Here is a 20,818-nt window from a genome sequence, read left to right as displayed (position 1 = left end):
CTCCGTTCTGCTTTAATATTTTTATTATTAAAATGTCCAAATTATAGTAACAAACCAATTTGCCTAATCGGTTGCTTGGTCTGCATAGTCATAAACATCTCATCTCTGCTGTACATACAAATCAACATACATGTTGCCGGTCCTGCTGAAGCATCTAGGTTAATATCCAGATTGGATTTTATCATACAGCCTAAGCCATTGGTCTTTGCCAAGGTCTCAACTTCATATCGAATGCCTTTGGAACCTACAGGTAACATATGTCCGATTTGTGGGTATTTACTAATCTTTTTTACCCAGTCTAAGGTGATGACCTCCCTGTATTGACCTTCTATTTCCTCTTCAATAAGCTGTTGCCCCATCTTAGGTAATCCCACCAGATAAACTTGTTGTCCTCGCATAGGCAATTTGTCTCGTATGGCTTTCTTCTCAACTTCCCCAATAATCGTTACACCAATACCTGTCATACTGGTTGCTATATTATCTTCTGTGGAGCCGGTCAGACACCCTTCATCCACACCGATTTCTTTCAACGCCCTTTTTATGCCCTTTATAATGGCCTTACCAGACGGGTTCATCTCAACAGATAAGGTATTGACCACACTCATAGGTGTTCCACGAATACTGAGCATTTCAATCAAAGGAACCGCAGCGGCATAATACCCCGCTATTTCATTACTAACCTGAATAAGATCGTTTGGTTTTTCACCAATACTACCTGATACATCACACGCGATGGCTATGAAGTTTTTGTCATCCTTTTCAATGAGTTGAATATCTCTATAGTTCATCATTTAACCTCATATCCTTATTTTTATTTTTTCTTTGATGACACCATAGACAACATCCGCTACAAGGATGTTGACCATTGCACCCACCAGTAGAGGCAATAGTAAGGCCGAAAACATCATAATACCTGAGAACGGCATACCCAGAATCTTAGCAAATATTGAAATAAGAGCGAGTGATACCGGTCCATTCATAACAATACCTAAAGCCATGGCTAAGTACCTATTGTGACTTTTACGTACTTTACCATAAATAAAGCAACTTACAAACATTAAGACTGCAATAAGCAAATGAAGGGGTAGGGAAAATGGGAATCCTGTGAACATCGCTACCAGTAAGTGGGCAATGAATCCCACCAGGCCACCAAGTACCGGACCCATCATAACCGCTGTCAAAAAAGCCGGCAAAGCGTCAAAAGCAATACTACCATAAATTGGGAATTGTGCCAGTACTGCTGCCATAGCAATCATCAACCCTGTTGTTACCAATTCCTTCGTTGTTATTTTCATAAACAATCTCCTTTTCTCTTATGGATTCAATATGTTTTTTATCATGGATGGTTTCCCTTCATTAACGTGAATCTCAATAATAGAACAGTTACCTATTTCTAAAAACCAAGAAGAACCAGACTTGTTGTCAAGTAAATATTCTAATGCTGTTCGAATAAAACCTCCGTGGCTAACAACCAACCAATCCGTCTCTGATTGCTTATAGTCATTTAGAAAACTTTCAACACGTTTCTTGAATATATCAAAGCTCTCACCTTCCGGAAATAAAGTCGTCTCAAAACAATCTACAAAATCCCTATGAATACCCGGATGCTTAAGCTTTGCTTCTTCCTCTGTTAAACCTTCAAATATACCAAAATTCATTTCTTCCAATGCTTCATGTACAATGAGTTCCTTACTTGTTTTTGAGGCTATTGCACTTGCTAGTTCATAGGCCCGTCTAAGGGGACTGGTCAAAATTTTATCAAATCCAAACCGCTCAATATTAACTAAGGCTTCTTCAAATTGTTTCTGTCCCCTTTTTGTATAAGGATAATCTGTTTTCCCATATATTAGATTTTGCTCATTTGCTGTTGTTTCAGGATGTCGCAAAAATATCAAACGCATAACTTAACCTCCAAATATAATAATGGTTAACAACCAAAAGATTTGCGTACTTTCAATCACGGTTCCAATAACATCACCAGTAATGCCACCGATCTTCTTAGTAGTCCATCGTAGAAATAAAATTGTTCCAAAAAGTACCATAAAAACGGACTTTATAAGAATGGGTTGCCAAAAGAATATTACTGCTGTCAATATAGTAAACATACTTAAACCATGCCAAGGTCTACCATAATCTATTAACCCCTTACCCATACCATCTTCTTTCGCGTATGTTCCAAAACCGATTACCCATACCGCCATCGTTCTAGCTACTACAGGTGCTAACAAAACGGCTTGCCAACTGCTATATTGTAACCCTGTATATATCCCCAAAAAATACAGGCACAGACCAACAACGCCAAAGCTACCAATATGACTATCACCCATAATCTCCAGAATCCTAACCTTGGTTCTTCCACTAAAAATACCATCCATATAGTCCGCCAAGCCATCTAAGTGAAGCCCCCCCACCATAATAAGGTAAATGAGTATAATCAAAAACGCTTTCACTTGAGGCAACGTCTCTTTCATAATCCACATAACTCCGGCCATCACCATTCCAATAAAGATGCCAATAATCGGCATAGCGAATAAGCCTTTAGCAAATGTCTGTTCATCATATTCTAACTTGACCGGATAAGGTATTCTGGTTATATAAGTTAACATCATAATAAAGGATTTCATCATGGACCCTCACAACATCATAAACTGTGTTTTAGTGTCATCGGCAAGCCTGATACAATAAAATAGACTTCATCTGCCCTGCTGGCTAGATATTGGTTCATTCTGCCTGCAATGTCTCTGAAAATACTACCCAGACGATAAGCCGGGACAATACCAAGACCCACTTCATTGGTCACAAGTACTAGATTCTGTCCCGTTACCGTCACCATATCTAGTAAGGCGGCTAACTCCTTTTTCACCTGCGCTTCAACCTTGTCCATAACTTCTTGACTATCCTTGTCATAGTTAACCGGCTCATCCAGCATAATGCTTGTCACTGCTGTGGTAACACAATCAAATATCAAGGTATCACAAGCCAAAAATGTTTCATCTTTTTTTAATACTTCAAAGGCTTTATACCTCTCAAAAGTTGGCCACGTCTTCGGCCTTGAAGCTTTATGGTGTTCAATGCGCTTTGCCATATCCTCATCGGTAATAACCGCTGTCGCCATATATCCAATCTTGTTACCTATTTCTTGAACTTTTTTTTCTGCGAAACCGGATTTCCCACTTCGCGCCCCTCCGGTTACCATAATAATCTTACCCATAGACTTCCTCCTCATAACATTTAAGGGCCTCAATGAGTCTGTCATTGCTAAGGGCATCCTTAAGACCGATACGTATAAATTCATCCCCCATACCTACAAAGTCTTCGCAAGTCCGTATGGCCATGGGTGATACTTGATTCAACAACCATTGGTTTAAAACATGACCGGAACCCTTTGATAACTTGCAGCAAATAAAGTTGGTCCGACTTTTCATAGGCTCAAGAAAGGATAAGTGTATCAGTGCTTTTTCCAGTTTATTCTTTTCAACTGGATACCATTCTTGTGTTGCCTCAATTAGCTTCTTGTCCTCCATGAGCTTAGGCATGATATCAAGTACCAGACCATTGACCGACCACGGTACTTGTTCCGCCTTCATGGCCATGATTACGGACTTGGTCGCCATCAAATAACCACAGCGCAGTCCGGGAACACCGTAGTATTTTGTTAGAGACATAAGTACGATTAAGTTCCAACGTTTTTCATCAAAATAAGTCGATAATCCCTCAAATTGTCTAAAAGAAGCGTCCAAAAGCACAAAACCTTTGTGTGCAGCTTGAATTTTTATGATTTGTTCTATAAAAGCCTCTTTGTAAAGCGCACCCGTCGGATTGTTTGGATTACATACTATGACCATATCCGCTTTAATTTTTCGAATCTGCTGTATTAGTATTTCTTCTGTTTTTTCTTGTTGATCCAATAGGTTTATACTCAAAGAAAGAACGTGGCTACCTGCCACTTCAAAGGCGCGTCTATACTCTGTAAAAGTCGGTTCAATAATAAGCACTGACTGAGGTTTAAGGGCTCTAGCACATGTATATAGGCAGTCACTTGCACCATTTCCTACAATGATATGCTCAACTGAAATGCTTTCAATCTCGGCTATTTTTTCTACAAGTGCATTGCCTTGAATATCCGGATATCGTCCAATCTCACCCACTGCCCTTTTGATATAAGGCATGAGTAAGGCTTGAGTAATACAAGGATTCACATTGACACTAAAATCTAGGATATCTTTTGTATAACCACCATGTTTTAACATTTTGTCTCCTAACTTATTAATAACAATAAACCACAACATAATACCAGAAGCATCAACTCAGAAGCATACATGATTTGAACGGTCTTCTTTATATCATGTATCTCTATTTTTCTGGTCGAATCACCAATTGTAGGTTTCTCTAGAACTTGAGAAAAATAGGTATGGGTCCCACCAAGACGAATACCCAACAAACCTGCAACAACAGATTCCGGATGCCCGGCATTGGGGCTTTTGTGCTTTCTACAATCTCGTTTCCATATTTTTAGACCTTGTTGCACATCCAGTCTAAGAAAAACGCCGGAAAGTAACATCATAAGACTCCCAAGTCTTGCCGGTATTAGATTAACTAAATCATCCATTTTTGCCGAGACATAACCGATCTGTGTATAAGGTTCTTGTATATACCCAACCATCGAGTCTAAGGTATTTATAGTTTTATATAGAAATACCATCTGTACAGGACAATCTAAGATTAAACCTATAACCATATAAAAAAGTGGGGCGATAACACCGTCAATGGTATTTTCTGCCGTTGTTTCTACGGTAGCTTTTATAATCGCTTCATGCGTCAGTGTTTTCGTTTCTCTACCAACTAAATAAGAAAGGGTTATGCGACTCTCTTCAATCGTACTGTGTTTTAAAGCGTAAGCCACTTTCATCACTTCTTTTTTCAAGCAAGTAGCCGCTAATGCTGATGTTAAAAAATATATAAGAACGATGCCTTCAACCACTTTACCGGCTTTACCGGATATATTCAGAATAAATGTCAAGGTACTTAATGTAATTAATACCGTTACTATAAAAAGAATAAACCCACCAAACTTTGTTGCCAATCCATACTTTCTTAGTTGCTTTTCAAGCCATGAGATTAATTTTCCAATGTATATAATTGGGTGGGGCCAATTTGGTGGATCACCTATTAGATAGTCCAAAAATGTAACCGTCAACAATACATATACTAAGTTCATTTTATACCTACAATCGCCTTGATTTGATCCATATCAATATTTTGTTTAACCAGATTTGCTATATGATCATAGGCTTCTTCTTTTAACCGAGCAAAGTTCACAAGGTCCTGTTGTTCCATTGCTTTCTCTTTTCTAATAGCTGTCAACAAATCATGTCGAAAACCATCCATATCAAAAAGACCATGTAAATAAGTGCCACATACAGTACCCGTTGCATTCATGCAACCATCTAGCCGATTGTTCAGCTTTAGAAAAGGTCGCATTCGATCTGAGTACGTTGATACCCCCATATGTATTTCATAACCTTTCACTTTATGGTTTTTACCATTTATACCCTTGGGGTGGTTTACAACTTCACCCTCCGACTGAACCGTTGTTTTTTCCTGCATCATGGTTGTTGTCATCTCTAAAAGTCCAAGACCATCTATATAGTCATTATTTGTTTCCACATGTAAGGGATCTTTAATCTCTTGTCCTAGCATTTGGTAACCACCGCAAATGCCTATAATGATTTTGCCCTTACTATGGGCTTCTTTAATCCATTGATCCATACCAAGACGCTTAATATATTCAAGGTCTTTTATGGTACTTTTACTTCCCGGTAAAATAATAATATCCGATTTCTCAAAATCTTCTTGTGTCGAGATATATTGAACACCCACATCCGGTTCCAATTCAAAGGGTGTAAAATCAGTGAAGTTTGATAAATAAGGTAATCGAACGACACCAATCTGTATCGGCGAAGTATTTCGGCTTAAAAAACGCTCTGTCACACTGTCTTCATCATCCACATCTATACGCTCAAAAGGAATTACGCCAAGACAGGGAATCGGTAAACGTTCATAAAACATTTCTATACCCGGTTCTAAAAGTCTTACATCGCCTCGGAATTTATTGATAATATAGCCTTTTATTCTTTTTTGTTCTGATGATGATAGTAGCATATAGGTGCCGTATATTGAGGCAAAAACACCACCTTTATCAATATCTCCAATCAAGATAACCGGTGTATCAATTTCCTCTGCCAAGCCCATATTTACAATATCATTTTTTCTAAGATTGATTTCAGCAGGGCTCCCGGCGCCTTCAATGACGATGATTTCATAAGCCTCATCCAATGCTTTATATGCTTTTTTCACTTCTGTCATCAGCGCTTCCTTATGGGTATAGTAATCCGATGCAGATAGGTTCATATACACTTTGCCATTAACAACGACCTGACTACCCATATCACTGGTCGGCTTTAATAATATTGGATTCATACTTACATGTGGTTCTATTCTAGCGGCCTCTGCTTGGACCACCTGTGCTCTGCCCATTTCTTTACCTTCTTTTGTAACGTAGGCATTTAGTGCCATATTTTGTGATTTAAATGGAGCAACCGCATAACCTTCATCATTAAGTATACGACAAAGGGCTGCTGTAATCACACTTTTCCCTACTGTTGATCCTGTTCCCTGAAACATGATGTTTTTTGCCATCTTACTCCTTCCAATGAGCACTTTTAAAGAAAGGTAAAATAAAAGTCCCATTATTTCCACACGAAATTTGGAATCAACAAATCATAAAGCAAGTATCCTGACTTAGACATCAACCCTCCACACATCTTCCCGATTTTCATCAGTGATTCGCCTTTATGGCCAGTGTTTCAGTCGTCATTACAGTAGCGGTGGCTGTGTCGGCCTTTAACCGACTTCCATGCTATATGATTTTATATATTCTTTGTCTAACTATACCTATGTCTCTATAAAAAGTCAATCCTGTATTCTTAATTGCTATTCTAGCCTAGGTTTTTTCATAAACTTCTCCGGATCTTGCATGAAGCCATATTTCTGATATAATCCATGAGCATCTCGTGTTGCCAGTATGCCCATTAAGCCCTTTATATCCTCATTTTCTTCAATACAATTCATCAGAGCCTTACCCAGACCTTTGCCCCTGTGGGCTTCATCAATGACAATATCCGCAACCCAATACATGGTAGCATAGTCCGTAACAACTCTACCAAAGCCTACCATTTTATCCTCCAAATAAACACCATAACATATAGAGTTGGCCACACTCTTTTCTATGACTTGAATGGAGCGGTCTTTGGCCCAGTATGTACCTACCAACAGCTCATGAATTATATCCAATTGAAGCTTTTTCTTATCGTCATTAATTTCATAATCATTTACAAATAACTTCAAAATCAAACCTCCTTATCATCTTTCTTCTATTTCACCATTTTCAATGGCTCTTATTTTTTCACTATTTTTCATTTCATATAGTATGATTGAGAGCGTTAACCATATGCCTAATACTATAATTGTACCATAAAACCCTACATTTTCAGTCACTTTATATGTATAAAAATATTGATCATGAGATATACCGTTGAAAGTTAAATGTAAAGTACCAAAAACTTTCTGTTGATTGATAACGGATTTAGCTCTAATGGCAATAGCACTGATAAAGGTAATATTTATGAATAAATAATTCAGGCCTATTATAACCAGATTCACAATCGCCAGATTTCTGATTATAGCAATTCCTACATATTTTCTGTACAAGAATGCTACGCAACAGGCAACAAGGCTTGTTACCATTAATATAGCCATCGCCAACATGATATACATATGTAAAACGGATTGTATTGAAGTGGATAACTCACCATCTGAGTTCATAATCCTACTATGATCATCCAAAACGGATCTACTATAATTAAACAAGTCATATCCCGAAAACTCAATATAAGATGCATCCTCTGTTTCTTGAAAATATCTCTGAGTATATGGATTGTTGACAAAACCATAATCAACGGTTGTACCGGATATGGTAAACCAATGGGTAAACAAGGCTATAATAAATATAGTAATAGATACAAAAATCATATATCGAATCCCTTGAATCATTTTACCCTCTATTTTTGCTTTCTCATCTTTTCTAAAGGGGCCTTTCTTTCCCAGGTCACCATCGTCACTTTCTATGTCTTCTGAAGCCCCCATAATATCTTCCTCAATAAGGCTGTTAATAATTAAATCCACATCTTCCATATTAGGCTTTCTATGCCCACAAACATGACAAACATCCTCATTATCTTTAAACTCTGCTTTACACTGAGAACATAACACACCATCACCTACCCCTCTACTAATAGCCATTAGCACAAGATTAATTATAACATAAAAAAGGGAATAAAAAACAGCAAGTATTCAATTCACTATCCCTTCAAGCGGTAGATGAAAATGTATACTTACTGCTAAATTATTTTTCGGCTTTCATGAACCCACTTAGTCGAACCCCTATCTATACCGACTATGAGGTTCCTGGAATAGTGTGTATTGACGGAGCAAGTCAGCATGGATGCTGACCGTCGACATTTGGTGCAGGACGCACCAACGGTCGACCGAAGTCATATACACTATGGAAGGGTTTTCACAGGACTCACTGCATAAAGCCATTCTTTTATCTGGTCTCCAACATCTGACTAACCTCATATTGCCTACTACTAATATCTTTTTGCATTGCTAAGGCTTCTTCAATATCAAAATCAACATAGGTATTGTTTTTAAAACCAACCACGCGGTTGCTCTCACCTTTACATAACAAATCAACTGCATATGCACCCATCATTGAAGCATGCATACGGTCAACTGCTGTTGGGCTTCCACCTCTTTGTAAATGGCCTAAAATCGTCGCTCTGGTCTCAATACCCGTAGCCGCTTCAATCCTTTTAGCCAAATCATCCGAACCACCAACACCCTCTGACATAATAATCAAGTTGTGACGTTTACCTTTTTTACGGTTTGAAAGTATTTTCTCAATCAATTCTTCTTCTTTTATATTCTCAACTTCCGGTAGAAATACATATTCCGCACCATTGACAATACCACACCATAGAGCAATGTAACCGGCATCCCGACCCATAACTTCTACAACAGAACAACGCTCATGTGAAGTCGATGTATCTCTAAGTCGATCAATGGCTTCCATTGCTGTGTTAACTGCCGTATCAAAACCGATGGTGTAGTCTGTACAATCAATATCAAGATCAATGGTACCTGGAATTCCTATTGTATTAATACCTAGATTTGCTAATTTACCGGCACCTTTGAATGAACCGTCACCACCAATAACAACCAACCCGTCTATACCAAAAACCTTACACATATCGGCGCCTCTTTGTTGTACTTCCGCTTCTAAAAATTCAACACATCGCGCTGTATATAACATCGTACCACCTTTTTGGATGGTATCTGACACACTTCTTGCATCCATTTCAAATATATCGCCATTAATAAGCCCTTGATAGCCTTTTCGAATACCCATAACTCTTTTCCCACGTGCTAATGCTGTTCGAACTACGGCTCTTATTGCTGCATTCATTCCCGGTGCATCGCCACCACTTGTTAACACACCAATGGTTTTAATCTCTTTTGACATTTTCTTACCTCCACATTTTCATTGAGCAATTAGCACATTCGTATGATTCACTCAACTATGCCTCACTTGGTTTCTCATTTTCTCACGCTATATTGTATACCACATCCCTTAGAATTTCAATAGACTTTTCACAACTTTGACATTATCCTTATCCATCAAGGCTTCTAGCTTTTCAACCAAACTCGGTCTTATCGTTACTTGATAATTACCGCCAAAATCGTTTTTCCTCTTACTGTCTTTAAGATAAGCTATCACCGGTGACTGACCTTGCTCCGCTTTTAGCAATGGGGTGATTTGCTTGATAACAGATTGGTAATGTTCTAGATCATCAAACTGAATATAAAGAACTTCTTTTAAAACATCTTCAAGCCGCCTTATTGTTTGACAGACAATCTTGCCGTCTTGATCCTCTTGGGTGGATACCCTTCCTTTAACAATAACCACTTCATCCTCATTTAAGTAGTGGCGATTGGCTTCATAATCATTAGGAAATACTACGACTTCAACCGTTCCATATAGATCCTCCACACTAAGGAATGCCATTGTCTGGTTGTTTCTTGTTGTCTTTACAACTTTGTTGCTGATGATACCCCCATACTTAACCATCATACCATCGGTCACTTTGAATGTTCCATCGACCAAGGGTTGAAAATCCAGACTCCTATTGGTCAGTACCCTATTTAGCACTTCTGCATAGTCTTCAAGAGGATGCCCTGATAAATATATACCCATGACCTCTTTTTCATAGGTTAATAATTGTTCTTTGGAGAATTCGCCCACCACTTCAAAGCGATCGGCTTTGTTTTCTTGCAGTTCTTCTGTAAGATCAAAAAGATTAATCTGACCATTAATCGTTGCTTTCTTTTCATGGTTAATGGCCTCCATTACAAACTTATAGTTATGAATATATTGTTTTCTTGTGCCACCAAGAGATGTAAAAGCACCGGCATAGATTAGATTTTCCATCATACGTTTGTTATGATCTTTTGCGTCCATACGGGTACAAAAATCCGTCAAGGAAACAAAGGGACCACCTGCTTCTCTCTCAGCAACCATATGGTCAATCACACCTCTCCCCACATTCTTAACTGCCGCTAAACCAAATCGAATCTTACCCTTAGAAACTGAAAAGTTGTAGTAACCTTCATTAATATCCGGCGGCAGAACTTCTATTCCCATGGCTTTAAGACTATAAATATATTCTGCAACTTTACCCCCACCAAACATAACAGAGGTTAATAAGGCTGCCATGAACTCTACAGGGTAATAGGCTTTGAGCCACGCGGTTTGATAAGCAATAATGGCATAGGCCGCTGCATGTGACTTGTTAAAGGCATACTTTGCAAAATCCGTCATTTTGTCAAATATTCTGTTGGCTGCAGTTGCTTCTATACCGTTATTCACACAACCCAGAACGCCTTCTTCTTTGTTGCCGTATATAAAGTTCGCCCGTTCTTTTAACATCACATCTTCTTTTTTCTTAGACATGGCTCGTCGTACCAGGTCACTACGTCCTAAGGTATAGCCCGCCAGATCTCTAACAATCTGCATCACTTGCTCTTGATAGACAATGACACCATAAGTCGGCTTAAGAATTGGTTCAAGCTGAGGACAATCATAAGTAATGTCTTTTGCATGTCGGCTACCTTGAATATAGGCCGGAATAAATTCCATAGGGCCCGGTCGGTACAAAGATATCCCGGCAATGATGTCTTCAAGACTTTGGGGTTTTAAATCTTTCATGAAATTTTTCATGCCGTCGCTTTCAAGTTGGAAAACCCCTTCAGTCCTAGCAGCTCCAATAAGTTCAAACACCTTTGGATCATTATCATCTATAAGGTTCATATCCAGTTGAATACTTTGTGATTTTTTAACGTTTAAAATGGCATCTTGAATAACCGTCAATGTACGAAGACCAAGAAAATCCATCTTTAGTAGACCCAAGCGTTCTAAGGTATTCATGGTAAATTGGGTCGTAACCGCATCATCATTGGTATTAAGAGGTACATATTCATTAACAGCACGATCACAAATAACCACACCAGCTGCATGGGTCGAGCTGTGCCTGGTTAATCCTTCTAGACGTTTGGACATATCAATCAAATACTTAACCTGTTCATCTTCATCATACAGACTTTGAAGCTCTTTGTTCATCTTCAGTGCCTTGTCAATGGTGATTTTCAGCTCTTGGGGTATCATTTTGGCGACCTTATCTACTTCATTATAAGGCATGTCAAGAGCACGTCCTACATCTCTAATAGCAGCTCTAGCCGCCATCGTACCAAAGGTAATAATCTGTGCGACCTTGTCTTCACCATATTTTTCTACAACATAGTCAATCACTTCTTGTCTACGCTCATAACAAAAATCTATATCAATATCCGGCATACTAATCCGCTCCGGATTCAAAAAACGTTCAAAAAGAAGGTTGTATTTTAATGGGTCAATATCTGTAATTTTCAAACAATAAGAAACCAAACTCCCTGCAGCAGACCCACGACCAGGACCAACCATAATATGATGGTCTCGTGCGAATTTGATAAAATCCCAGGTAATGAGAAAATAATCAATAAAGCCCATTTCATCAATGACCCTGAGTTCATAATTCAGTCTTTCCTTATGTGCCTCAGTTATGTTTTCGTACCGCTCTTTTAGACCTTCATAGCAGATATCCTTAATGTATATACGTTTATCTATGCTTTCATCCAATTCATACTTGGGAAGTTTGTATTGTCCGAATTCAAAGTCTACTTGACACCGCCTAGAAATATCCACTGCGTTTTTGAGCGCCTCCGGAGCATAAGAAAAAATTCTCGACATTTCCTCTGGCGACTTTAGGTAAAACTGCCCACCGGCATAACGCATTCGGTCTTCATCTGTTACCTTTTTATTGGTTTGAATACACAAAAGAATATCATGGGCTTCTACATCTTCTTTATATGTATAGTGCACGTCATTGGTTGCAACCAATGGAATTGATAGTTCTTTACTCATCTCGATTAACGCTTTATTAACAAGATGCTGTTCTTCATAACCATGGTCTTGTAGTTCAAGGAAAAAATTACCTTGTCCGAAAATCTGATTATAGGTCATAGCAACTTCTTTTGCTTGTGCCATGTCCCCTCTAAGAATCTCACTGGGCACATGACCACCTAGACAAGCGCTCAACCCAATAATACCTTTACTATAACTTCTAAGTAAATCCAGGTCGATTCTTGGTTTATAATAAAAACCTTCCGTAAAGCCATCTGACACAAGACGCATCAAGTTTTGATAACCTTCTTGGTTTTCAGCCAGTAGTACCAAATGATAATAGGTGTTATCTATACCCGTTTCTTTATCTGTTCTTTTTCGATTTGCCACATAGACCTCACAGCCTATAATTGGCTTGATGCCTTGTTTAATGGCTTCGTCATAAAAATCAACAACACCATACATAACACCATGGTCTGTTATGGCTATGCTTTTCATACCCAAATCTTTAACTTGTCCAATAAGTTCATCAATCTTGCTTGAGCCGTCTAATAAGCTATATTGAGTATGAACATGTAAGTGGGCAAACTCTATTTTCGAATCTTGTGTCGTCATGTTTTTTTCCTCAATTCATTCAAGTGTTCACGATTTGTAATAATGCCATCCCCTCTACTGATCCTATCCAGATTCAATTTTAACATATCCTGCAGTAAATTGAAACTTAAGCCTTCTCATCTCTAATGGTCATTTTTTCTTCAACAACGCCATGGATATGGTTTAAATAACGACCGAGAGCATACATATAGTCCGCAAGTCGATTCAAATATTTTAAGTCCATAGGATAATCATCACCCACATAAGCTCTTACAAACGCCCTTTCACCACGCCTAATAATGCTTCTTGCCAGTTGAGCATATGTTGCTGTTTGATGCCCACTATAATAGAGAAATGTTGTCTGCACCCCAAATGCACCGGTCATTCTGTCAATCTCCGTCTCTAGTACTGATACATCTTCTTCAATAATGAGTTTTTGGGTAAAACCATAGGTCACATCACTACCCATTCTAAAAAGCGCATATTGAATATCTCGCAACCCATCTTCAAGATCAGGATACGCCCCCTCCATTAAAGATCTAAGATAACCTATAGCTGCATTTGCTTCATCTATGGTTCCTTGGAGTTCTAGTAATGCCTCTGACTTCTTGATTGGTTCTCCTTTTATATTGCTGGTATAGCCTTGATCACCTTTTTTTGTATATATCTTCATTCTAATACCTCCTTTTGATAATCATTCTCATAATCATATTATATCATTCTCACATAATAAAATATATAAAAAAACCAACCTATAATAGCATTGGCTTTTAGTATACTCTACGACTCCGCTGGGGCATCCGCCTCACGTATATCCGGATTATCAAACTCCGGTTCATCTTCAATCTCAATCTCTATTGTATCCTCAAGATCAACACGTTTAATCTCAAGTCCAGCAAACTTAATATTATAATCAATGGTCAAGCGTTTAGAAGTCGTGTCATCGGCTCTATAATCCACCTGATTGCTAACCCCTGCCTTATCTGCTATACCATCTACTTTAACATTCCAATCGCTAGGCACAGTAATCTCAACACCGGCAAACTCAGCATAGATTCTAAGCACTGCGCTATCACCTACCATCTCTGCCTGACTAAGGTCAATCTCTACACCGGCAAATACGGCTGCATAAGAATCACCTTCAAATATTTCATACTTTTTCTCAGATCCGTTAAAGGCTATTACTTGATCGTAAGTTGCTTTAAGGACCTTGACCTTTGTCATGGTTTTATATGCCGCATAACCACCACCGGCTAAAGCTGCTAATCCTGCTACGCCAAAAATCTTACTCTTTTTCATACAAATACCTCCGTTTCATTCATCTTCATTGATAATAGTTTCGTAATCGATAACCAAATTACGACCTTTTTCTTTAGCTTTTTTAAGGGCCATTTCTAATATTATGACCCAATCATCCACGTCCATAGCTGCATCTCGATCCGCTACACCAAAGGAACAGGTTAGATTCCCCACCCCTTCAAAGTCTGTGCCATCAATGGTCTTTCTAAGTTTTTGTGCTAGCCACTGGGCCTGAACATTATTCGTTGTTGGTACAACCAATATAAAAGCTTCACCATACCAACGCCCCAATACATCCGTTGTACGAATATTTGACTTAATAATCTCTGCCAACTTTAAAAGGGTTTGATTACCTATATCCCGGCCATGCTCAGCAATTATTTCATCCCATCCATCTACTTCAAAAAGGATTAAAGACAAAGGTGAATGGTACCTTTTTCCCCTTGACCATTCATGGTCTATAATATTTTGCATCTTCGTTGGATTATACACTTGTGTCATTGCATCTGTTTCTGATAATTGGGACATTTCTTCCATGCGAAGCTCCACCATGCCAATGAGTGCCATATAATCGTTTAGAAGATGTTTTGAAAAATCCTTGAGATTCTTTTTGTGTCCTTCATCTTTTAGATAGTTCTTTAGAGCCTGATAACAATTATGGTCTCTCTGGGCGTCGTACCCATTTCGCTCAAGATACTCAACTGTTTTTTCCGGTAAATAACGCATTATATGCCACCTCTCACTCAATTATAGGGTCTATCTATTACTGTGCCAAGTTCTAACTTACTACGCTTGTGCTTCCATTTCTCTTTTATGGGCATACATTTTTTGATCTGCAAGCTTGATTAATTCTTTGTAATCCCTTTCATCTGTAGGACATTGTACGACACCATAGCTATAAGAAACAAAAATCACATCTTCACCTGCCTTAATCGGATCATCCGCCAGCTTTTGATTGATCTTATCAATCAATGCATAGGCCTCATTTTTTGTCCAATGTGGCAATAATATATTAAACTCATCGCCACCATAACGACCAAATATGCAGTTTTCAGCTAATAAACTTGAAACATTTTTTGTAAAATGTCGAATCAAACGGTCACCAATACCATGACCATACGTGTCATTGACCTCTTTTAGATTGTTTAGATCCGTTGCTATGAATATATAATCTTTAATCGCCGGGTTACCATACATCTTCTTGTGTAACTCATAAAAGTAACCTCTATTATAGATTTTGGTCATATCATCATATCTAGACAAGTATATGTTCTCATTCATGACTTGAGTATAACGAATCATCCGACCTACCTCATAGGCAAATATTTCTAGGATGTCCACTTCTTTTTGAGTAAAAGCATCATACTTGCAACTGTCTACATTTAACATACCAAAAACTTTACCGTTTACCATGATGGGGGTACATACAGTTGACCGAATTGTTTCACTGTCTCCCTCAATAATCTGGTCTACGTAAGCTGATTTACTCTGATTTTTAATGTATGATACCGTATCCGGAATGATAATGGTTCGGTCCATCTTGCCTTCTGTTTCTTTATATAAATATGTATTTTTCAAACTAAGTCTCATTCCATTTAGTTGATCAAGGCTATAACCTTCATAGGCTTTGAACTGGATCAAGTCAGGACTAGTGACATCCATAATTGTACCTCGCCTAGCAAAAGGTATGGCCTTAATGGCTGCTTTAAGAATCAAATCACAAGTCTCTTCTATGGAATGCTTTAGTGAAGTCTGATGGAATAGATCATATAGAATATCCTTCAATACCAAGTCTTGCTTCAAATCCTTCGTCGCTTTCATGAATCTTACGGATAACAATATGTTAAATATAATCATGAGTATGGCATTTATAGCTATAGCCATTGATATAAGTATTGTCCTATCTTGTATATCATATAAAGTAACAAGAATAAAGGTGATTGCAACAGCTAAAACTGCAAGTATAAAGGTTGTAACGATTGCAATATATAATTCTATTGATTTTAGACTTCCCATCAGGTCACCTCACCTATCGGCTTCTCTTTTTCCCGGATGGTTTCTATATTCTTGGCTAGCTCGTTCATTCGCCTTGAAAATCCACTAACTGGGAATATTGAGTTTATGCTTTTAAACAATTAACATGTAATGACATTTTACCACAGTTCTGAAAAAATATCATTATTTGTCATGTATGTTTTATCTTATGTACTTAATCATGGTTAAAGTGTCAAAAACTTCATCTTATTTTCTGTAAGGGTTGGTCTTTCCATATCATAACCATTTATAACTGCTTTGGGGTTGTCCACAAAAATAAGTTCAGCAGCATCTTTTCCGATTTTTTTCATCACCTGATTGTATGCTTTTTTTATGGTTGGTTTCCTTACAGATGTATCATGGGCATCGGTACTTATCAAATGAACCAAGCCTAGTTTTATCCATTTAAATCCGATTTTTTTTGTTTTTTTATTCAGTAGGGCGTTTCCTGTTAACTGTATATATATGTTTCTATCCACAAGCTCTTTTATTTTATTTGGCTGATGAATGAGCGCCTCATATCGTTCTGCATGAGCTAAAATAACTTTGTAACCCTTTAATTGTAATTGATGCAATAAGACATCGTGAAATGGAAAATAGTGGCGAAAAGGTAGTTCTACAAGAACATAAGGACCATCATTTAAGGTATATGCCTTTTTTTCCATCAGATCCATCACATTGTCTTCACTTAAATAGATTTCATTACCCATATACAGTTTTAGGTTTATGTCTTGTTTAATCAATTCTTTTTTTAGTGATTCATAAGACGCATGCACTTTCTCGTTTGTATATCCCGGCCTTTTATAATGGGGTGTAACAATCATTTCCGTTATGCCTTCATCTATTGCCATCCTGGCCATTTTAATGGATTCTGACACTGTCTTTGGACCATCGTCCACATTAGAGAGTATATGTATATGTGTATCAATCATTCACATAACCCTCCGGATACATGCTTTGCCAACGCCATGCATCTCTACACATATCTTCTAGGCTTCTTTTTGCTACCCATCCCAATAACTTTTTTGCCTTGCTCACATCTGCATAACAAGTCCCAATATCACCAGGACGTCTTTTTTCAAAGGTATATGGAATAGTTACATTATTGGCTTTTTCAAAGGTCTTAATAACCTCTAAAACACTATGCCCATTTCCTGTTCCTAAGTTGATGGCTTCAATGCCTTTATGCTTTGTTATATAGGTCAAGGCACTCAGATGGCCCTTTGCCAAATCCACCACATGGATATAATCACGTACACCCGTACCATCCGGTGTATCATAATCTTTTCCAAAAACACCCAATTGTTTTCTTTTCCCAATACCTACTTGTGTTACATAAGGCATAAGGTTGTTGGGTATGCCATTTGGATCTTCTCCTATAAGACCACTTTCATGAGCGCCAATGGGATTAAAATAACGCAACAATACAATCTGCCATGTTGAATCAGCATGGTAAATATCTTGCAAGATTTTTTCTATCATCCACTTGGTTGTACCATAAGGATTGGTCGTACTAAGAGGCAAGTTTTCTGTTAGCGGCGATGGGTTGCTTAATCCATAAACCGTTGCAGAAGAACTGAACACCAATCTCTTGACATTATACTTATTCATGAGCTTAAAAAGTATTATAGAACCGGTAATATTATTATGATAATAGCTTAAGGGTAAGGCAACCGATTCTCCAACCGCCTTTAACCCTGCAAAGTGAATAACCGCTTCAATTTCATGATTCTCAAAAACCTGTTCCATGCTTTTTTCGTCTAAGATATCTACTTCGTAAAAAGTTAAATCTTTACCTGTTATAGCCTGGACCCTATTTAGGGCTTCCGGCTTACTATTGATATAGTTATCTACCACCACCACATCTATAGATGCTTCCAATAATTCAACTATGGTATGACTACCAATATATCCTGCACCGCCTGTGACCAGTACTGCCATTTCATTACCTCCTCATTAGGCTTATACACCCTTAATAAATCAGTTTGACACCCTGAATATCAAGATGTTTACAATGTTCCTCATCCGGTTTCGTGTCTGTTATCAGACTATCAAAAGACTGCCACCGTTCCAGTTTTGCAAAAGATGACGCATTGATCTTCGAACTTTCTACCAACAAAACATTACTTTTACCTTGCTCAATCATTAAGCTAATTGCCTTTAACTCTTCATAATCACTAAAAGTAATCCCTTCCGTTTTTGATATACCTTCCGGTTCAACAAAGACGATATCAATATTGAATTGTTTAATAAACTGTTCCATTTGGCTGCCTGTTAGAATCTTGCTATCGTTATCCAATATGCCTCCCGGTACATGTATTTTAATAAAAGGTTTTTCTGATGCAATCAAAGCATTGCTAATAGATGGGGTGATGAGGTTGATTCTTAGCTTAGGGTCCATATTTTGAAGCAGAAGCGCTGATAGCGTCCCATTTCCAAGAGCTATTGTATCACCGTCTTTAATGTAACCATGGGCTTTACCAACAATCTTATTATAATGGTTTTTTAATATGCTATCTTCTATGATGATTTCTCGAATGACTTGCTCTTGGCCATTTCTTTTGATCGTCGTTGTATTCTGTAAGCGAGCGTTGTAGCTGCTTGTACTCTCTCCAGGATATTTATCTGCAGGGTTTTTATTAATCCATTGTACCCTATTCTTATAAGCAACATCATTTGGAATCTCACGCAAATAAGCACCACCATAGGTAACAACTAAGCGGTCTTCTTCAGCCAATTGCTTCAGGTCCCTTCTAATCGTGGCTTCTCCAACACTATAGGCTTTTGCCAGTTCTTTTACCTTAACAGCACCATTTTTCTTTATTTCTTTCATAATATCTTGGCGTCGTTCAATTTGATCCATAACTCCTCCTAGATGTTTATTTCATCTATCCTTGGTAAGGCATCAAAACTATATATTATATGTGATTCTTGCGAAACTTGATTTTGACCCTTTAACATATTATAACATTTTCTTTCTTTATTTCATAATCATTTTATCATCAATTTAAGCAAGCAACAGCTTCAAGGCTTCCGTCAGTTCATAGTAATATCAGAAGTATATTACTATGAATTCTAGGTTAAACGTCATTTGCGTTCTCTATTGAATATTGTTAAAGTCTTTATATTCACTTTATATTCATATTATATTTAATTTATATTAAAAAGATATTGACTTTTATATAATTTATATATAATATATATATATATATATATTAAAGTGTTGTATGTTTATATTCATTTTATATATTACATGAATTTATCGGTAAAGTTGATATATGATCACGAGAGGAGGGAAACGTTTTCAACTTAATAACCGATGAAAATAAAGAAACAAAGGAGATTATGATGACACTGTTACATTTATTAATTAGTTTTGGCGGCGGCGTATTTGCTGCTACCATAGGGGCTTTGGGCGCCTTTATCTTTGTAGGTTTTACCGGACTTATAGGTATTGCTGTTATGCTGGGCGGTGGTGAAGCTACTATTCTAAACGAAATTGCTTTTGGTAGTTATTTCGGTCCACATATTGCCTTTGCAGGTGGTGTGGCCGCTGTTGCTTTTGCCGCCAACAAGAAAAAACTTATGGGTGATGCCAACGGCACAGACATCGTAGCACCTATGTTTGGTCTAGGGGATCCTACTGTACTTTTGGTAGGTGGAATTTTCGGTTCCTTAGGCTATGCAATCAATTATTTACTTTCAACCGTTCTAGCTATTCAAACAGACACCATCGCACTGACCGTTGTCATTTCAGGGCTCATTGTTAGGCTTATTTTTGGCAAGACCGGGCTTATAGGCTCATTCGATGGTTCAAAAGGTGAAGTTAGACGCTTTTTCCCCGAAGGTAAATTCTTTCTGTTCATGTTGATCCTTGCGGCCGGCTTGGGGTTAGTCGTATCTAATATGGCTATTGCTTTGAACATTGCAGCAATCGGCTTTACCATCAGTGCCGCTTCATTGATTTTCGCAGAAATGGGATTGCCTGTTCCCGGTACACATCATATCACTATGATTGCAGGTCTAGCCGCCGTTTCCTCCGGTGACCCCTATATTGGTATGGCTTTTGGTATCTTGTCCATGATTATCGGGGAAGTTTTCACCCTCGTCTTCAACAGTCACAACGATACCCACATTGACCCACCAGCTGGTGCGATCTTCATATGTGCATTTATCATACTCGCTATCTTTTAGTTCCTTAAGCAGTGAATAATCTCTCCCAAGATGAGAAACACAAAAAAAGAAAAGGCCCCAAACCTTTTCTTTTTTATGTTT

20 protein-coding genes and 1 riboswitch are annotated in these 20,818 nt (G+C 38.0%); of the genes, 1 reads left to right on the top strand and 19 read right to left on the bottom strand.

Annotation, left to right across the window (positions count from 1 at the left end; all coding sequences use genetic code 11):
- Positions 1–41 precede the first annotated feature (41 nt).
- From P0N36_RS04130 to P0N36_RS04040, 19 genes are all read right to left on the bottom strand, one after another.
- Positions 42–791 carry a selenophosphate synthase gene (locus P0N36_RS04130; protein ID WP_275841569.1) on the bottom strand — a complete coding sequence of 250 codons (750 nt, stop codon included), beginning with the start codon at positions 789–791 and terminating at the stop codon, positions 42–44.
- A gap of 6 nt (positions 792–797) precedes the next feature.
- Positions 798–1,295 carry an ECF transporter S component gene (locus P0N36_RS04125; protein ID WP_275841568.1) on the bottom strand — a complete coding sequence of 166 codons (498 nt, stop codon included), beginning with the start codon at positions 1,293–1,295 and terminating at the stop codon, positions 798–800.
- A gap of 18 nt (positions 1,296–1,313) precedes the next feature.
- Positions 1,314–1,901, bottom strand: coding sequence for a histidine phosphatase family protein (locus P0N36_RS04120; RefSeq protein ID WP_275841567.1), 588 nt, complete (start codon positions 1,899–1,901; stop codon positions 1,314–1,316).
- A 3-nt stretch (positions 1,902–1,904) separates the two neighbouring features.
- Positions 1,905–2,627 carry an adenosylcobinamide-GDP ribazoletransferase gene (cobS, locus tag P0N36_RS04115; protein ID WP_275841566.1) on the bottom strand — a complete coding sequence of 241 codons (723 nt, stop codon included), beginning with the start codon at positions 2,625–2,627 and terminating at the stop codon, positions 1,905–1,907.
- A 14-nt stretch (positions 2,628–2,641) separates the two neighbouring features.
- A complete protein-coding gene (gene cobU / locus P0N36_RS04110) occupies positions 2,642–3,211 on the bottom strand; it encodes a bifunctional adenosylcobinamide kinase/adenosylcobinamide-phosphate guanylyltransferase (protein WP_275841565.1) in 570 nt (189 codons plus the stop codon).
- Positions 3,204–4,250, bottom strand: coding sequence for an aminotransferase class I/II-fold pyridoxal phosphate-dependent enzyme (locus tag P0N36_RS04105; protein ID WP_275841564.1), 1,047 nt, complete (start codon positions 4,248–4,250; stop codon positions 3,204–3,206). The genes cobU and P0N36_RS04105 overlap by 8 nt, the downstream gene beginning before the upstream one ends.
- Before the next feature lie 8 nt (positions 4,251–4,258).
- The gene (gene cbiB / locus P0N36_RS04100; RefSeq protein WP_275841563.1) at positions 4,259–5,218 is read right to left on the bottom strand and encodes an adenosylcobinamide-phosphate synthase CbiB; all 960 of its coding nucleotides are present in this window, start codon (positions 5,216–5,218) and stop codon (positions 4,259–4,261) included.
- Entirely contained in the window at positions 5,215–6,699 is a 1,485-nt protein-coding gene (locus tag P0N36_RS04095) for a cobyric acid synthase (RefSeq protein ID WP_275841562.1), read from the bottom strand. The genes cbiB and P0N36_RS04095 overlap by 4 nt, the downstream gene beginning before the upstream one ends.
- A gap of 70 nt (positions 6,700–6,769) precedes the next feature.
- Positions 6,770–6,973, bottom strand: a riboswitch (cobalamin riboswitch).
- A 20-nt stretch (positions 6,974–6,993) separates the two neighbouring features.
- Positions 6,994–7,407: a GNAT family N-acetyltransferase gene (locus P0N36_RS04090; RefSeq protein ID WP_275841561.1), complete on the bottom strand. Its 414-nt coding sequence runs from the start codon at positions 7,405–7,407 to the stop codon at positions 6,994–6,996.
- 15 nt (positions 7,408–7,422) lie between these two features.
- A complete protein-coding gene (locus tag P0N36_RS04085; protein WP_275841560.1) occupies positions 7,423–8,331 on the bottom strand; it encodes a hypothetical protein in 909 nt (302 codons plus the stop codon).
- Positions 8,332–8,665: 334 nt separating this feature from the next.
- Positions 8,666–9,643 (bottom strand): 6-phosphofructokinase, encoded by a 978-nt coding sequence (gene pfkA / locus P0N36_RS04080; protein ID WP_275841559.1) that lies wholly within the window; start codon positions 9,641–9,643, stop codon positions 8,666–8,668.
- Between the two features lie 108 nt (positions 9,644–9,751).
- A complete protein-coding gene (locus tag P0N36_RS04075) occupies positions 9,752–13,210 on the bottom strand; it encodes a DNA polymerase III subunit alpha (RefSeq protein ID WP_275841576.1) in 3,459 nt (1,152 codons plus the stop codon).
- 127 nt (positions 13,211–13,337) lie between these two features.
- Positions 13,338–13,883: a cob(I)yrinic acid a,c-diamide adenosyltransferase gene (locus P0N36_RS04070; protein ID WP_275841558.1), complete on the bottom strand. Its 546-nt coding sequence runs from the start codon at positions 13,881–13,883 to the stop codon at positions 13,338–13,340.
- A gap of 107 nt (positions 13,884–13,990) precedes the next feature.
- Positions 13,991–14,509 (bottom strand): LiaF domain-containing protein, encoded by a 519-nt coding sequence (locus tag P0N36_RS04065; RefSeq protein WP_275841557.1) that lies wholly within the window; start codon positions 14,507–14,509, stop codon positions 13,991–13,993.
- A gap of 15 nt (positions 14,510–14,524) precedes the next feature.
- Positions 14,525–15,235 carry a GGDEF domain-containing protein gene (locus P0N36_RS04060; RefSeq protein WP_275841556.1) on the bottom strand — a complete coding sequence of 237 codons (711 nt, stop codon included), beginning with the start codon at positions 15,233–15,235 and terminating at the stop codon, positions 14,525–14,527.
- 60 nt (positions 15,236–15,295) lie between these two features.
- The gene (locus P0N36_RS04055; protein ID WP_275841555.1) at positions 15,296–16,525 is read right to left on the bottom strand and encodes a sensor domain-containing diguanylate cyclase; all 1,230 of its coding nucleotides are present in this window, start codon (positions 16,523–16,525) and stop codon (positions 15,296–15,298) included.
- 203 nt (positions 16,526–16,728) lie between these two features.
- The gene (locus tag P0N36_RS04050) at positions 16,729–17,475 is read right to left on the bottom strand and encodes a tyrosine-protein phosphatase (RefSeq protein ID WP_275841554.1); all 747 of its coding nucleotides are present in this window, start codon (positions 17,473–17,475) and stop codon (positions 16,729–16,731) included.
- Entirely contained in the window at positions 17,468–18,484 is a 1,017-nt protein-coding gene (galE, locus tag P0N36_RS04045) for a UDP-glucose 4-epimerase GalE (RefSeq protein WP_275841553.1), read from the bottom strand. The genes P0N36_RS04050 and galE overlap by 8 nt, the downstream gene beginning before the upstream one ends.
- Positions 18,485–18,515: 31 nt before the next feature.
- Complete coding sequence (locus P0N36_RS04040) at positions 18,516–19,406, bottom strand: DeoR/GlpR family DNA-binding transcription regulator (RefSeq protein WP_275841552.1); 891 nt, start codon at positions 19,404–19,406, stop codon at positions 18,516–18,518.
- A gap of 485 nt (positions 19,407–19,891) precedes the next feature.
- Here P0N36_RS04040 and P0N36_RS04035 point away from each other — a divergent pair, with 485 nt between their 5' ends.
- On the top strand, positions 19,892–20,737 hold the full coding sequence (locus P0N36_RS04035) for a hypothetical protein (RefSeq protein WP_275841551.1): 846 nt from the start codon (positions 19,892–19,894) through the stop codon (positions 20,735–20,737).
- The last annotated feature ends 81 nt before the right edge of the window (positions 20,738–20,818 follow it).

Origin of the sequence: Petrocella sp. FN5, assembly GCF_029210395.1 — a bacterium.
Classification (GTDB): Bacteria; Bacillota; Clostridia; order Lachnospirales; family Vallitaleaceae; genus Petrocella.
Note: the sequence above shows the minus strand (reverse complement) of the source record. Positions and strands in the feature narration are given on the sequence as shown.